Origin of the sequence: Streptomyces sp. UG1 (assembly GCF_049974585.1) — a bacterium.
In the GTDB taxonomy this organism is placed as follows: Bacteria; Actinomycetota; Actinomycetes; order Streptomycetales; family Streptomycetaceae; genus Streptomyces.
In genome coordinates, this window is sequence record NZ_JBNGGG010000030.1 from 64872 (window position 1) to 79351 (window position 14480).

The window sequence follows — 14480 nt, forward strand, 5'->3', positions numbered from 1 at the left end:
ATCACCCGACGGTGGCCACTCAACCGACGAACCGTTCAGGCCGGGGGAATGCCCGGGCCAAGAAGGTCCCAACTAACCTAATGACAACGCCATTTCGAAGCCGTACACACTACGACTCCGGCTTCGCGCCCCGCTTCTTCAGCAGGTCCGCCATCAGGTCGATCTCCGACTGCTGCGCGTCGACCATGCCCTGGGCGAGCCGCTTCTCCACCTCGACCGAGCACTTGTCGACACAGCCCTCGGCCATGTGGATGCCGCCTTTGTGATGGGCCGTCATCAACTGGAGGAAGAGGATCTCCGCCTGCTTGCCGTTGAGGCCCTGAAGCTTCTCCATCTCCGCGTTGGTCGCCATGCCCGGCATCAGCGAACCCTCCCCGGCGGAGGGCATGTCGCCCATGCCCATCCAGGCCATCGGCGGCTTCGACGACACCTTCGGCAGCCCCCACAGATCCAGCCAGCCCAGCATCATGCCGCGCTGGTTGGCCTGCGTCTGCGCGATGTCGTACGCCAGCAGCCGCACCTCCTTGTCATCCGTGCGGTCGCGCACGATGTACGACATCTCCACGGCCTGCTGATGGTGCACCGCCATGTCCCGCGCGAACCCGGCGTCCGCCGAGTCGCCGCCCGGCGTATCGCTCGAACCGCCGTCCTCGGTGACGGCGTACGTGAGCGCGCCGACCGCGACGAGCACGGCCGCCGCGGTCCCCGCTGTCCAGCCGACGTGCTTTCTCACTCCGACAGACCACCCGTGCACGCCGCGCCCGGCTCGGGCGTCTGCTCACCCTGGACGTACGCCTCGAAGAACTTGGCGACGTTCGGGTCGTCCGCGCTCGTCACACTGCGCTGGTGACCCCACGCGGTCAGCATGATCGGGTCCTTCTGCTTCTCGTCCGGGCTCATCAGCGTGTACGGCGTCTGCTTCACCTTCGCCGCCAGCGCCTCGACATCGGCCTTGGGCGCCTTGGAGGTGTACGTCACCCAGACCGCGCCGTGCTCCAGCGAGTGCACGGCGTGCTCGTTCTTCAGCGCCTTGGTGTAGACGTCGCCGTTGCAGTTCATCCACACCTGGTTGTGGTCGCCGCCGACCGGGGGCTCCGAGGGGTACTTCACGCTCTTGGCGACATGGTTGCGGCTCAGCGTCCCCTCCCAGGTCCGCACGCCGTCCTTGCCGGTGACGAACTTGCCGCTGGTCTTCGCGTCGGCCGCCGTGTCACTGTCGTCGGACTGCGACTGGACGAGCACGACTCCGCCGACGACGAGACCGGTGACGACCACCGCGCTGGCCACGATCGTGAGGATGCGGTTGCGGCGCTCCCGAGCCTGCTCGGCACGCCGCATCTCTGCTATTCGCGCTTTGCGTGAAGCGTTGCTCTTGTTCTTGGCGGAGCCCATGAGGCGTTGTCCTTCTGGGGAAAGGGACGGTCGGGTCCGCTGATCGTAATGGGGAAGGTGTGACCTTCTGTAGGGCGGCCGACATTTTGAACCGCCAATGCGCATATCTACGCTACCCGGCATGCGGCTGTTGCGCTCCACCGACCTGGCACTGCGCCTGCTCATGCGGCTCGCCGTCCTGGGGGACGCCGCCCCGACGACCCGTGAGGTCGCCGCGGACGTGGAGGTGCCGTACACGCACGCCGCCAAGGTGGTCGCCGAGCTCCAGCGCATGGGGCTGGTCGACGCCCGCCGGGGCCGCGGCGGCGGGCTCTCGCTCAGCGACCAGGGCCGCAGCGCCTCGGTCGGTGCGATCGTGCGGGCCTTCGAGGGGGACGGCGACGTCGTCGAGTGCGAGGGCGACAAGCCCTGCCCGCTCAACTCCGCGTGCCGACTGCGCGGCGCCCTGCGGCGGGCCCAGGATGCCTTCTACGCCTCGCTGGACCCGCTGACGGTGGCCGACGTCACCGCCGGCCCGACCGGGCCGCTGCTGCTGCAGATCGGCCGCGCCCCCTGAGCCGGCCCGCCTCAGCCCTCCTGCGCCAGCCAGAGGTCCGGCCCGAACACCTCGTAGTGAATGTCGGCCGGCGCCACGCCCTTGCCGATCACCTGCGTCCGCACCGCCGCATGAACGGCAGCGGACCGCACAGGTACGCGCGCGTGCCCCGCGGTACGTCGATGTCGGTGAGGTCGACCAGGCCGGGCGGTGGGACTGCCGGGCGGGGTCGGTCGGCGTCCGTCTCATAGAAGGAGTGGACGGACGGTTCCGCCAGCTTCTCCGCGTACGCAGCAGCTCGGGGCGGGCGGCGGCGCGCACGGTGGCGGCGGACTGCTCGGACCGCATCGGGTCTCCTCAGGCTCGATCGGCGGCGTGCGAGCGGCCGTGTGCCGGCCCGTTGAAACTTGCATGCAAAATTCCAATTAACGCGAGGTGGGTCCCGAGGGGCCGGGCATTACGGATGTCGATCCGAGCAGGCAAGATGGGCTCAGGAGCAGCACGCTCGCCGCAGGCGTGGCGTTCGGGGCCGGGTCGCCCGGGCGATCAAGGTCGGCAACGCGCGCGAAACGCGGCTGTGTGATGCTCAGGTGTGCCCGACCGCCTTCCGCGGTACCGGAGACAGGCGGCCTGACCAGCAAGGATGGGGAAGCGCAAGATGGACAAGCAGCAGGAGTTCGTGCTCCGGACGTTGGAGGAGCGCGACATCCGGTTCGTACGCCTGTGGTTCACGGACGTGCTGGGCTTCCTCAAGTCCGTGGCCGTGGCCCCCGCCGAGCTGGAGCAGGCCTTCGACGAGGGCATCGGCTTCGACGGCTCGGCCATCGAGGGCTTCGCCCGGGTCTACGAGTCCGACATGATCGCCAAGCCGGACCCGTCGACCTTCCAGATCCTGCCCTGGCGCGCCGAGGCGCCCGGCACGGCCCGGATGTTCTGCGACATCCTCATGCCGGACGGCTCGCCGTCCTTCGCGGACCCCAGGTACGTGTTGAAGCGCGCCCTGGCCCGCGCCTCCGACCTCGGCTTCACCTTCTACACCCACCCCGAGATCGAGTTCTTCCTGCTGAAGGACCGGCCGCTGGACGGCTCACGGCCGAAGCCCGCGGACAACTCGGGCTACTTCGACCACACCCCGACCAACGTCGGCATGGACTTCCGCCGCCAGGCGATCACCATGCTGGAGTCGATGGGCATCTCGGTGGAGTTCTCCCACCACGAGGGCGCGCCCGGCCAGCAGGAGATCGACCTGCGCTATGCCGACGCGCTGTCCACGGCGGACAACATCATGACGTTCCGCCTGGTCATGAAGCAGGTGGCGCTGGAGCAGGGCGTCCACGCGACGTTCATGCCGAAGCCGTTCTCCGAGCACCCGGGTTCCGGCATGCACACCCACCTGTCGTTGTTCGAGGGCGACCGGAACGCGTTCTACGAGTCCGGCTCCGAGTACCAGCTCTCCAAGGTCGGCCGCTCCTTCATCGCCGGTCTGCTGCGGCACGCCGCGGAGATCTCCGCGGTCACCAACCAGTGGGTGAACTCCTACAAGCGCATCTGGGGCGGCGCCGAGCGCACCGCCGGCGCGGGCGGCGAGGCCCCGTCGTACATCTGCTGGGGCCACAACAACCGCTCGGCCCTGGTCCGCGTGCCGATGTACAAGCCCGGCAAGACGGGCTCGGCACGGGTCGAGGTCCGCTCCCTGGACTCCGGCGCCAACCCGTACCTGGCCTACGCCGTCCTCCTCGCCGCCGGCCTCAAGGGCATCGAGGAGGGCTACGAACTGCCCCCCGGCGCCGAGGACGACGTCTGGGCCCTGTCCGACGCGGAGCGCCGCGCGATGGGCATCGAGCCCCTCCCGCAGAACCTCGGCGAGGGCCTGGCCCTGATGCAGCGCAGCGACCTCGTCGCCGAGACGCTGGGCGAGCATGTCTTCGACTTCTTCCTGCGCAACAAGAAGCAGGAGTGGGAGGAGTACCGGTCCGAGGTGACGGCGTTCGAGCTGCGGAAGAATCTGCCGGTGCTGTAGGGGCAGGTCAGAGCGGATTTCCTGCTGATCGAGTGAGTGAGGCCGACGGTTTCGGACCGTCGGCCTCACAGCGTCTCACTGCCCCTGGGCCGTCTCTGGGCCGTCCGGCGCCGGATCGGTGCCCTCATAGAGGCTGTCCACGGCTTTCCGGGCCCGTGCGTCGCTGCTCGGCATGAGGTGCGTGTACACCCGGAGCGTGAACCCCGGATCGTTGTGCCCGAGGTAGTTGCTCAGTGCCTTGATGTTCTCGCCGGCGTCCAGCAGAACCGATGCGTAGAAGTGCCTCAAGGCGTGCATGCCGTGTTCGCGGGCTGCCTGGTAGCGCTCGCCTTGCTTCGGCGCGGGGATGACTCCGGCCGAGACGAGAGCGGGCTTCCATGCGCGGTCATTGAAATCGGTCCGCCGAACCGCACCTGTGCCATCAAGGCGGGTGAACAGCAGCCGCCTAGTGACAAGCGGACCGTCCGGGCGGAGCCACGGCAGGGTGACCTCTACCGGCGGGAACGCCTCCATGTGCAGCTTGAGGACTTGCGCCACGCGGTCGGGCAAGGGAACGTCGCGCAACTTGTTCCGCTTCGGCGGGGCGAACACGAGACCCTGCTTCGTCACCTTCACCTGGTTCACGACGTGCAGCCATCCGGAATCGAAGTCGATCTCATCGACAGGAAGCCCGAAGATCTCCCCCTGTCGGAGCCCGCAGCCGCCTCCGAGGTCGACCGCTGTGCGGAAGCGCTCTGGCAGGGCTGCCCGCACGGCGAAGGTGCGCTCAGCGCTCCACGGCACGATGCGACCCTGCCCTGCGGCAGGGGGCCGCACGGATTGCGCGTGGCAGGGGTTCTTTGTCAGGTGACCGTCGTCGACAGCCGCGTTGAGGACCGTCGACACATTGTTGTAAATCACACGCCGGTACGACGACGCCGATACGGCCCGCTCCAATTCGCTCAGCCAGTCCCGAATGTGTTCCGGCTTGAAGGAACCGAGCGGTCGCGACCCGAGGTAAGGGATCGCGTGGCCACGAATCGAGGATTCGACTGACTCTCGCGTGGTCATGTCGGTGGTCTGGGTGTTCAGCCACTTCTCGGCGTACTGCCCGAACGTCACACGGCCGGCGGCGGGGTCGAGGTACTGCCCCCGCGACATGTCCGCCTCGATATGGGCGAGCCACTGGTCAGCGAGTCGCTTTTGCCCGTCGGGGAATGACTTGCTCTTCTCGGTCCCGTCCGGACCGATGTAGCGGGCGCGGTACCGCAGGCCAGTGCCGTAGCGGTCGGTTCGTACACGGCGGGGCTTGCCACTGGAGTCGTTCTCGACCTTGTACCAGCGGTCTTGGATGTGGCCGGCCATATCAGGCGTTGTCCCTTCAGGGCATGCGGAAGGGAGGGCCACGCCGTGGCCCTCCCTGGGGGTTGAGCTGTGCGATTGAGCTGCGTCAGGCGGCGGCCTGGTCCGCGCTCTTGCGCTGGGTGACGTATGTGCGCACGTCGGCGGGGTCGTAGCGAAGGTGCTTGCCGATGCGGAAGCCGGGCGGGCCGGTGCGCTTCTTGCGCCACTGGTAGACGGTCTCTATGGGCACCTCGAACATCTCGGCTATGTCGTCGGGGGTGAGGTACCGGTCGGGGAGGCCGCCTCGGAGAGTGGCGCGGGGGTCGGGGTCTGTCGGCTTTGCCATAGGGACTCCAAGCGGGGAGGGCGTGGCCGCGTCTGTCCGAGGTTCGGATTTCTGCGTCATTGCGTCATCAGCGTCATGCAAGCTTGTGACCTGCGGCTTTGTGTGACGCAGCGGCTTGGGGCTGCGTCATCGCCGCGTCATGGTCTGCGTCATCGGATGACGCAGATGACGCAGGATGACGCAGAGGTCGCCGTCTGCGTCATGGCTGTAGCCGCAGGCCAGGGGCCGGTTTTCCGTCTGCATGACGCAGATGACGCAGCGTCCTTCCTCTTAGGACAAGAGAGGGGGTGTCTGTTGTAGTTCGGTGCGCCTCAGCGCGTGAAGAGGGAGCCGCTTCGCGGCACGATCCTTGGGCGGCGGCGGTGCCGCCGGAGCAAGCAAGAAGAGCACCAGTCGCCCCGCGTGCTCTTCTTGCAGTTCGGCGGAACGCCGCCCAAAGGACGCGCCGCGAAGCGGCCCCTTACTGCTTGTCCAGGGCGACCCGCGAGCGCGGTCAGACCATCCGCTGCTGCTGATGTGAGGGCGCGGTGGCCAGGCGGGTCATTTCGAGGTAGCGGCCCTCGCTGGTGCGGCCGGTGTCGATGAGGACACCGCGAGCGGCCAGCGTCGGCTGGAGGCGCTTGAGCCGGTCGGAGAGAACCTTTCCGGTGGTCGGCCAGCCCCTGGGCAGGGGACGGAAGTCCTCGCCCGCATAGAGGCGGCTGAGGTGGTGCAGCCACTCTGTGGAGGTCATCCGCTGCGCCGCGCCCGGCTCGATGGTGTCGGCATGCCTGAGGACGGTCTGCGCGAGAAGGTCACCCTCGATCACGTCGTCGTTCAGGTCGTCCAGACTGGCCCGGTAGGCGGTGAGAGCTCCCAGGCCGGTGGCCGCATCGAGCTGCGCGCACAGGTGCGCGAAGTCCGCCATCCGCAGGTCGGTGGGGGTCTCCGCTTCCACCGCGCGGACCTTGACCGTGAGGTCTAGGAGCGAGCCGAGAACGACGGGCAGAACCTCCGCGTACTCCGCCCACAGCTCCGCCTCGGTACGCCGGACGCGGGGCCGCTCCAAACGCAGCGGCAGGAGCCGTTCCGCGAGGTCGGGGCGGATGACGCCGACGTCGATGCCGGTCAGGAGGAGGGGCCGGCGGTAGCGGGCGCGGAAGACGTCCCCGTCGGTGAACAGGGCGCGCTTGACGTTCTCGGCGCCGGTGACGATGCAGCACATGGCGTCGGACAGGTCCGGCGTCATGTGGGAGAGGTTGTCCAGGGCCGTCACCCACCCGGCCGCCACCGCCGCGATCAGGTTCTCCTCATCCTTCGGCGCGCGGCGCAGGTCACCGCTCATGCCCTCGATGATCCGCACGAGCATCCGCCCACCCGTGGACTTGCCCGCCCCCTGAGGCCCGGTGAGGAACGGTGCGGGGACGGGCACGGACGGCCCGAGGCAGCCGATCAGCCACGCGATCGCCAGGCACTCTGTCTCCGCGTTGGCGAAGTTGCACAACCGGAGCAACAGGTCGATGCCCTTGCCGTTGGTGTCTTTGGCCGGCAGGGGCAGTTCCCCGGTGAGTTGGGTGCGGCGCCAGCACACCTCGCGCGGGTCGGGGACGGCGATGTCCCAGCCGGTGGGGTGGATGCGGACGGACTGTCCGTCCGTGCGGCCCAGGTCCAGCCAGGTCGCCCCGTCGAATCCGGGGGCGACGCGGATGTGGACGGGCTGCACGTCCTCGGTCAGTGCGAGGGCTTCGATCAAGTCCAACGCCTCCTTGAGGGCGGTTCCGTTGAACACGCCGACCCCGTCCTTGAACAGGCCGACCATGAGTTCCTGGCGGTGGCTGCCCGTGGTGCCCTGGGAGCGGATCGGGCGGGCGACGGGGTGGCCGTTGCGCTGCGCGTACACGGTCCCGTCGGCGGTGCGGAAGTACCGGAAGTGGGATTGGGCGTAGTCGGTGATGACCTTGCGGGCGGGGTCCTTCTCGTCGTCGGACATGCTCACAGTCCCAACCTGGTGCGGGCGTTGGTCCACGCGTCGGTGCAGTGCCGCGGCGATTCGCCCTTGGCCTGAGCGGCGGTGAACAGCCGGGCGACATGGGCGTCGGTGAGGCAGCCGCACCGGCCGTGGGCGGACAGCACGGCGAGGAAGGTGCGGTAGACGGTGTGGTGGATCGCGCTGCGGGCCTCGGTGATGCGCTGCTCCGCCATGGTGATCCCACGATCCAGGTAGGTGGGCGTGCGGTGGCGGCACTCTCCGCCCCCGGCGGGCACGGCGAGGGCCTGCGGCGCCGGCCGGACCGTGGGTTCCTTCACGGCAAGCGCGCGCACGGCCTCCGGCAGGGCGGTCATGGTGCCGGTGCCGGGACCGAGCCAACGGGCGTACGCCATGGCTGACTTGATGTCCACGCCGGGCCGCACGGCGTTGTGCGAGGGCATGACGCCCTTGTAGACCCAGTGCTGGCCGCGCGTGGTGGGCACGGTGCGGGTGGCGGGCAGCGTCTCGCGTGCCCAGGTGATGGCCGCCGGGTTGTCGAGGTCGACCACGGTCAGCCCGGCGCCGCCGGGGTGGTAGCCGACGCAGACGGCCTGACGCCACGCCGGGGCCCATGCCTGGGAGGTGATGACGGCGGGGTCGGTGGTGGCGGCGGCCCATGCGTGGCAGATGCCGGGGCACTGGCAGGGGCCCGCGTTCTTCATGTTCGGCCGGCCGCCGCAGGCGTTCTTGGCGCACACGCGACAGTTCCCGAACGGCACCTTCCCCTGCCGTAGGGGCAGCACCGGCACGCCGACGGAGGCGAGTTCCAGCGCGGTGCACAAAGGGGTGGTTTGGGCCGGACGGCCCTCGCCGAATGAAGCTCGTTGGGGCATGCTGGAGGTCTCCTGCTCTCTTGGAGGGACTGGAGAACCGGGGCGGGCGCAGGCTTGTGGTGAGACGGCGCCCGCCTCGGGCGTAGCTACAGGTCGTCGTCGGTGTCGGGCAGGTGGCGCAGGATCTGTGCGCGTTCGCGTTCACCGCGTTCGCGAGCCGCGTCCAGCGCCGACTGGTCGATGACGGATTCGAGGGCGGCTCGGACTTCTGCGGTCAGTTCGGTGGGGCTCATGGCTTCGGCTTGCACGGTGTGCCGCATGTGCTCGCCGCGCCGGTCTGTGGCTTTCTGCGGTGCGGACGGCAGCCGGTACCGGGTGATCTGTTCGGCTGTCACGGCAAGCCGGGAAAAGGTCGGCGCGGGGGCGCCCATGTCGTCGACGAAGGCGGAGATGTCCGCGGCGGCAGAGTCGAGGATGGACAGGCCGCTGGGGTCGTGGTCGCCCAGGTGCAGCACGGTGGTGGGTACATCCCGCCAGGAAATGCGCTGTGCCGCTTCGTACTTGACGGTGACCGAGTCGAAGCCGCCGGAGCTGTAGGTGGTCACGCCGAACTCGGCGGCGACGCGGGCCACCATGGGCACCATGCCGGCGGCTTCCACCCACAGCTCCACCGCGATCGGCTGACCGTCGTCCAGGGCGTGCGTGTAGCCCTCCGCGGTACGGCGGACCGAGCGCCAGAACTGCGCCGGGCTGTCCCAGCCGCCCGCGCCGACGGAGGTGCCGCCGTCGTCGCGGATGGCGTGCATGGGTATCAGCCGGGCGCGTCGGGCCCGGTTGAGGGTCTCCAGCAGCCGGGCGTAGGCCTGTTCGGTCTTGTCGTAGCGGTGGGCACCCACGAGCCGGTAGAACACCTGTCGGGCGGTCATGGGCAGGTAGGCGCGGTTCTCATCCAGCACGGCGCGCACCTGGTTGACCAGGGCGAGCACGTGCGGGCGGGGTGCCCAGTCGGCGAAGCCGCGGACGCGGGTGCGCTTGTAGGTGCGGCCAGAAACGGTGCCGCAAGGTGCGCTCATTCGGGTTCCTCCTTGATCAGGCTGCATCGAGGGTGGGTTGCTGCCAGGTGGGCAGCGCGCTGAGGACGCGAGTGCGCCAGCGCAGTGCGTAGGGCAGGCAGTTGGCGCAGTTCTTGTGCGTGTGGTCGGGCAGCGGGGGCCGCTTGCGTGCGTGGTAGCTCCACGCCGCAGAGTCCGCGGAGGCGAGCAGATGCCCGACCCGTTCCAGACCGAGGGTCTTGAAGCCGAAGCCGTGCAGGCGCAGCCCGCGTGCGGCCATCGCGGTGACGATCGCGGCGCCCTCGCGGGTGGACTGCAAGCGGCACACCGATCCCAGACCCACCACGGGCTCACGGGCGAGGTCGACGCCGACCCGCTCGTACCAGTCGGCGCACCATTCGTAGTCTGCGATCGTGCGGCCTTGTAGGACGGGAATGATGCGCAACTCGGGGGCGAGGGAGCGCAGTTCGAGGAAGTTCGCCACGGTGCGGTGCTGGTGCTCGCGCACGCTCAGGTGTGTACCGGCGAAGGTGAGCGGGCCCGCGGTGCCGCCGTGGATGATGAGGTCTTCGCACATCCAGTCCTGCGGTGCTGCCCAGTCGTAGGGGCCCACGCACTCCCATATGCGGCGCAGGTCGTCCACGTACTGGCGCGGCGCACGCGTCCAGCGGCCGTGCCGCTGGAGTTCGGTGAAGCCGCCGGAGTCCACCGCGTACGGGCCCTGCGCCGCATCGAGCTTGACCGCGGCGGCGAAGTGCTCGGACTTCAGGAACAGCGGCACGCGGGTCAGGCGCACCCAGTGCCGTTTGTGGGTGGTCAGGTAGAACCTCACCGCTCCCCCTGCGGGAGCTCCGGGAGCCCAGCGGCTTCCAGCGCCTTGGGGTCGAAGCCGGGCAGCGCGGCGCGGGTGACGAGTGCCTGCGCGAGCTGTTCGGCGTAGGCGGCGCCGGTACGGGCCACCTCGATCTGTGCCGTGGCGCGGAGGGTTTCGACGCGCTCGATGTGGGCGTACTCCTCGCGCCGCTCACTCGTCTGCCGCTCGTACGCCACCGTCTCGCGGCGGTCGGTGCGCCAGTACCGTGCGGCGAGCCCGTAGGCGCCGGCCGTGGCCAACGACCACAGCAGCAGCGGCAGCGGGAGCCCGTCGGCGTATCCGGCGACCCCGGCGAAGGCGAGCGCTCCGGAGGCGGCGAACGCGGTCCCGACAAGCACGGAGTCCCCGGTGGTGTTGCCCGCGACCACGCCCGCGGCGGCGGCCCCTAGGGACAGCGCGGCCATGAGCACGGCGTTGCCGACGGAGTGTTCGGCGCCGTTGGCGTTCCAGATCCGGGCGAGTGCGAGCACGGTCGTGGTGGCGATGGCGGGCGCGGCCTTGGGCGCGGCGGCGGCGAGCCAGTGCCGGGCGGTGGTGGGTTCGTTCACGAGATCTCTCCCGTCAGTTGCCGAGCGCGGACAGGGCGTCGGCGGATGCCTGCACGAGGTTGTGGATGGGCTCGTACGCGCCGGTCCCAGCGGTGAAGAATCCGAACAGGAACAGCACGATGGCCGCGCCGCCCCCGGCGGAGCGGGTCTTGACGGCGAGAGCGGACGCGGCGCCGAACAGCAGCACGGCGGAAATGTTCAGGATCATCGGGAGCCTTCCGGGCGGGTGTCGGTGCCCGCGCGGTAGATGCGGGCGAAGCGGTTGTAGAGCCAGCGGCCGACGCGTATGCGCTTGCCGGTCGCATGGCAGCGGCGGCAGTCCTTGCCGCGCTTGAGCCGTCCCTTGCGGTTGGTCTTCATGACGAAGCCCCAGCCGTGGCACTTGCGGCAGTTGCCGAACGGCGAGGCCGCACACACGGCGACGTAACACAGCGTGACGCCGATGAGGAGGGTGATAGCGAGCAGGGCAGGGGTCATGAGGGGCCCTTCCAGGCGGGTTTCAGGGGTTTCCGCAGGTGGGCCGCTATCCGCTAGCGACCTGATCAGAGCAGGTTTGGGGCGCTAGCGGAGCCGCTAACGTTAGCGGGGTGTGCCGCTAGCGCTAGCGGCCCCGGAACCTCAGCCCGCGTCCCGCTTTCCGTCACGCTCCGCAATCGCGGCGACGATGTGGGAGCGGTCGATGCCGCGCCGGTTGACGACCTTGCCCTTGACACGGCGGCCCACCTGGATCGTGGAAACGCCGTGCGGCTTCAGGGCCGCGGCCAGTCCCTCCGGGTCCCAGCCGTCGTAGACCTCCTCACGCAGCTCCGCGAGCCGGGCGACGACGGTCTCGGACCACACCTTGGGCTCATCGGCCGGCACCACCGCGAGGATGTCGCGCAGCAGGTCATACGCGCTGGTGACCGGCTCGGGTGCCTCCCCGAGCGCGTGCCCGGATAGCGTGCCCGCTTCCTCGCGCAGGCGGCGGGCGCGGGCGCCGATGGCTTCGGCGCCCTGGCCGTCGATGTAGACGGAGCGCACGATCCGGGCGTCGGAGCCTTCACCGACGAAGTAGTGGATGCCCTTGTCACCCCAGGCGAACATGGTCGCCCGCACCCCGCGCTTGTACGCGGACGTGCCGAGCACCATGTCGTTTTCGAGCTGGCCCATGACCTTCAGGCACCAGCGGGCCGACGCGTTCGCGGAGATGCCCGTCGGGAGTGCCTTGGCGTCGGGGCGCTGGGTGGCGAGCAGGAGCACGATGCCGGTGGCCGGACCGCGCTTGACCAGGTCGGTGGCGATCTCCTCGAACTCCTTGGCGTGCTCGGGGTGCTCGAACAGCACCTGGCACTCATCCACCCCGATCACGATCGGGTGCAGACCCAGGGAGCGCTTGTCGGCAAGGGCGCTGGTCACCTTCGACTCCGGGCAGACATCCCGCGGAAGCGAGCGGATCACCTTGGTACGGCGGCGCAGTTCCTCGCGCAGGGCCCGGAAGTCGTTCAGGCAGTACTCGATGGACTCGTCGTCGTCACCCGCGGCGTGGCGGTGGGAGACGGCGTCGCCGACCGGGTCGAGGTCGCCCGTGCCCTTCATGTCGTAGGTGTGCAGCTCTGCCCGCGGGTCGAGGGCGGCGATGAGCAGCAGCAGACGCAGAAGGAAGGTCTTGCCCATGCGCGGGATGGCGCCGATGACGCCCGCGATGTACATGAGCGTGGCTTCGACCCAGCGTCCACGCTGGTCAGTGCCGTAGGCGACCGGCTTGAACAGGTCGACCGAACCCGACTTGAGCAGCGGCCACTTGGGCTGCTTCGCCTTGGACATGTCCTGGTCCCCGACCCACAGCACGAGGTGACCGGTGTGCTCATCCGGCACCGCTTCGGGCCACACGCAGCCCAGCGGGCGGCGCAGGCCGGAGGCGAGCCGGTCGCGACGCTCGATGACGTCGGTCACGGTCACGCCGAAGGGGAGGTTGCCCTCCGCGCGCCATCCGGGGCCGTCGCGGGTGATGGGTGCGGTGAACTCGAACCCATCCCGTCCCTTGGCCTGTGCCTGGTTGATGGCGGGGATGCTGAGCGAGCCGAGTGCCCGCAGCACGATGTCACTGGTGAGCTTGACCGCCTTGGGCAGTTCCACCGCGCGGTGGATGACCGGGTCATCCGCGCGGCGGCCGGCGAACCCGAGCGCCATCACGACCGCGCTCACCGACACCGCCTGAAGCCAGTCGGGGGCGAGCACGTACATGGCGAGCGCGGCGCCGAGCCCGACGAACATTCCGAGCACGGCCACGAGGGTGCGCAGTCGGACGCGTCCGTCGCGCTGCCGGGACAGCTTCAGGTACTCGGCTGCGTCCTCGCGGCGGACCGCGGCGAGTCGGACCGGCTCGCCCTCGCGGTCGGCCACCCACCGCATGGTGCCGCCCACGAACTTCGCGGCGCCAGACGGGGCTTGTAGGGCGAGGCGGGCGGCGTAGACCGGGGCCCGCAGCGCGTGGTAGCCGACCGAGTGGGCGTAGTGGCGGGCCACCCACGCGGCGGCGGTCCGCAGCTCTGCCACCGACCGCAGCCACTCGGGAACGACCGCACGGCGGTGCGCTCCCGCGAGCCGACCGAGGTAGCCCGGACCGGTCGCCCGCGGAGTCGGCTGGTCGACCATCACGGGCGCGGTCGGGTCGGCCGACTCGGCACCCGACCGCGCGGTGTCGGAGTCGGGCGACCGGTCGGCGTCGGGTCGGGTGGTCGGGTCGGCCGACTCCGCGCGGGCCGACCGTGCCTTGTCGAGGTCGACTACCTCGCCCCCGGAGTCGGCCGCCATCTCGGCTTCCAGCCGGTTGAAGAGTTCGTTGTCGTCGTCGGGGTGCTTCACTGAGATTCCTTCCACTTTCCGGTGTGAGGGAGAGCGGGCCCGGCCGACGCTGTAGGAGGTGGGCGGCCGGGCCCGTGACGCGATGGTGAGTGCCGGAGTGAGCCGGACGGGGCAGGATTCCTGCCCCACCTGTCCGGGCGGGTCAGCGGCGGCCGTGCCGCTTGCGGTTCTCCGCGTTGCTGAGCTGGGACGGCTCGGTACGCGGACCGTCGACCCAGCAGAACGGGCGGATGCCGTCGGCAGCCGTGAAGACGCGGATGGCGGCGCCCTGCGGGGCGTCCGGCAGGGCGTAGACGCGGCCTCGTTCCAGAGAGGCCAGCAGCCGGGCGGCGTGGTGCTCGCACCCGTCGGCGCCCGCGTTGACCGTGTCGAGCACGGTCACCACGACGGGGCCGATGCACTCGGTCGGGTCCTCGGGATGGGCGGCGGGGCAGCGGCGGTCCATGCTCACCACCAGCTTGAGGACTTCTTGGCGGCCTTGGCGGTGGCGGCCTCGTTGACGATCCGCTGCCGCTCGGTCTGCAACGCGCTCAGCTCCGTGGTGAGCCGGTTGAGTACCGACTGCCACAGCGTCTCCAGCTTCCGTTCCGCGCGGCCGGGGCTCTTGCCCTGCACGACCCGAACGGAGCCGCCCGCCAGGGCGGACACGACCTGGCGGCGTTCGCGGCCGGTCAGGGGCCACATCTCCTGCTTGCGGACCGCTTCGAGCCTGCGTTCCGCCTGCCGGATTTCGCGGTCCACGCGGCGGGTGTTGGGCTTGGCCAT

The 14480-nt window shown here is 69.8% G+C and carries 16 protein-coding genes and 1 pseudogene; 2 read left to right on the plus strand and 15 right to left on the minus strand.

Annotation, left to right across the window (positions count from 1 at the left end; all coding sequences use genetic code 11):
• Window positions 1–109 precede the first annotated feature (109 nt).
• Entirely contained in the window at window positions 110–733 is a 624-nt protein-coding gene (locus tag ACP4J3_RS30480) for a DUF305 domain-containing protein (RefSeq protein WP_426539280.1), read from the minus strand.
• Window positions 730–1392, minus strand: a complete 663-nt coding sequence (locus ACP4J3_RS30485; protein WP_426539281.1) for a DUF3105 domain-containing protein — start codon at window positions 1390–1392, stop codon at window positions 730–732. The genes ACP4J3_RS30480 and ACP4J3_RS30485 overlap by 4 nt, the downstream gene beginning before the upstream one ends.
• Window positions 1393–1513: 121 nt before the next feature.
• On the opposite strand from ACP4J3_RS30485, the gene ACP4J3_RS30490 reads away from it, so the two are divergent.
• Window positions 1514–1948 carry an Rrf2 family transcriptional regulator gene (locus ACP4J3_RS30490; protein WP_426539283.1) on the plus strand — a complete coding sequence of 145 codons (435 nt, stop codon included), beginning with the start codon at window positions 1514–1516 and terminating at the stop codon, window positions 1946–1948.
• 11 nt (window positions 1949–1959) lie between these two features.
• On the opposite strand, the pseudogene ACP4J3_RS30495 reads toward ACP4J3_RS30490, so the two are convergent.
• Window positions 1960–2219: pseudogene (locus ACP4J3_RS30495) on the minus strand (hemin transporter); the annotation flags it as partial.
• 366 nt (window positions 2220–2585) lie between these two features.
• Between ACP4J3_RS30495 and glnA the strand changes: the two are divergent.
• Window positions 2586–3947, plus strand: a complete 1362-nt coding sequence (glnA, locus tag ACP4J3_RS30500) for a type I glutamate--ammonia ligase (protein WP_426539383.1) — start codon at window positions 2586–2588, stop codon at window positions 3945–3947.
• A gap of 75 nt (window positions 3948–4022) precedes the next feature.
• Here glnA and ACP4J3_RS30505 read toward each other — a convergent pair whose 3' ends face one another.
• The 12 genes from ACP4J3_RS30505 to ACP4J3_RS30560 all read right to left on the minus strand — a co-directional run bounded on the left by ACP4J3_RS30505 (window position 4023) and on the right by ACP4J3_RS30560 (window position 14480).
• A complete protein-coding gene (locus ACP4J3_RS30505) occupies window positions 4023–5291 on the minus strand; it encodes a tyrosine-type recombinase/integrase (RefSeq protein WP_426539285.1) in 1269 nt (422 codons plus the stop codon).
• 85 nt (window positions 5292–5376) lie between these two features.
• The gene (locus ACP4J3_RS30510; RefSeq protein WP_426539287.1) at window positions 5377–5616 is read right to left on the minus strand and encodes a helix-turn-helix domain-containing protein; all 240 of its coding nucleotides are present in this window, start codon (window positions 5614–5616) and stop codon (window positions 5377–5379) included.
• A gap of 493 nt (window positions 5617–6109) precedes the next feature.
• On the minus strand, window positions 6110–7585 hold the full coding sequence (locus tag ACP4J3_RS30515) for an ATP-binding protein (RefSeq protein ID WP_426539288.1): 1476 nt from the start codon (window positions 7583–7585) through the stop codon (window positions 6110–6112).
• Window positions 7586–7587: 2 nt separating this feature from the next.
• Window positions 7588–8457: a bifunctional DNA primase/polymerase gene (locus ACP4J3_RS30520; protein ID WP_426539289.1), complete on the minus strand. Its 870-nt coding sequence runs from the start codon at window positions 8455–8457 to the stop codon at window positions 7588–7590.
• Window positions 8458–8543: 86 nt separating this feature from the next.
• Window positions 8544–9470, minus strand: coding sequence for a hypothetical protein (locus tag ACP4J3_RS30525; protein ID WP_426539290.1), 927 nt, complete (start codon window positions 9468–9470; stop codon window positions 8544–8546).
• 16 nt (window positions 9471–9486) lie between these two features.
• A complete protein-coding gene (locus ACP4J3_RS30530) occupies window positions 9487–10281 on the minus strand; it encodes a DUF7221 family queuine tRNA-ribosyltransferase-like protein (RefSeq protein WP_426539291.1) in 795 nt (264 codons plus the stop codon).
• A complete protein-coding gene (locus ACP4J3_RS30535) occupies window positions 10278–10871 on the minus strand; it encodes a hypothetical protein (RefSeq protein WP_426539292.1) in 594 nt (197 codons plus the stop codon). Before ACP4J3_RS30535 ends, ACP4J3_RS30530 begins: the two co-directional genes overlap by 4 nt.
• Before the next feature lie 13 nt (window positions 10872–10884).
• Complete coding sequence (locus ACP4J3_RS30540) at window positions 10885–11079, minus strand: hypothetical protein (RefSeq protein ID WP_093865977.1); 195 nt, start codon at window positions 11077–11079, stop codon at window positions 10885–10887.
• On the minus strand, window positions 11076–11348 hold the full coding sequence (locus tag ACP4J3_RS30545) for a hypothetical protein (RefSeq protein WP_426539293.1): 273 nt from the start codon (window positions 11346–11348) through the stop codon (window positions 11076–11078). Before ACP4J3_RS30545 ends, ACP4J3_RS30540 begins: the two co-directional genes overlap by 4 nt.
• 141 nt (window positions 11349–11489) lie before the next feature.
• Window positions 11490–13715 carry a cell division protein FtsK gene (locus ACP4J3_RS30550; RefSeq protein WP_426539294.1) on the minus strand — a complete coding sequence of 742 codons (2226 nt, stop codon included), beginning with the start codon at window positions 13713–13715 and terminating at the stop codon, window positions 11490–11492.
• A gap of 142 nt (window positions 13716–13857) precedes the next feature.
• The gene (locus ACP4J3_RS30555) at window positions 13858–14169 is read right to left on the minus strand and encodes a hypothetical protein (RefSeq protein ID WP_426539295.1); all 312 of its coding nucleotides are present in this window, start codon (window positions 14167–14169) and stop codon (window positions 13858–13860) included.
• Window positions 14163–14480 (minus strand): hypothetical protein, encoded by a 318-nt coding sequence (locus ACP4J3_RS30560; protein ID WP_426539296.1) that lies wholly within the window; start codon window positions 14478–14480, stop codon window positions 14163–14165. The genes ACP4J3_RS30555 and ACP4J3_RS30560 overlap by 7 nt, the downstream gene beginning before the upstream one ends.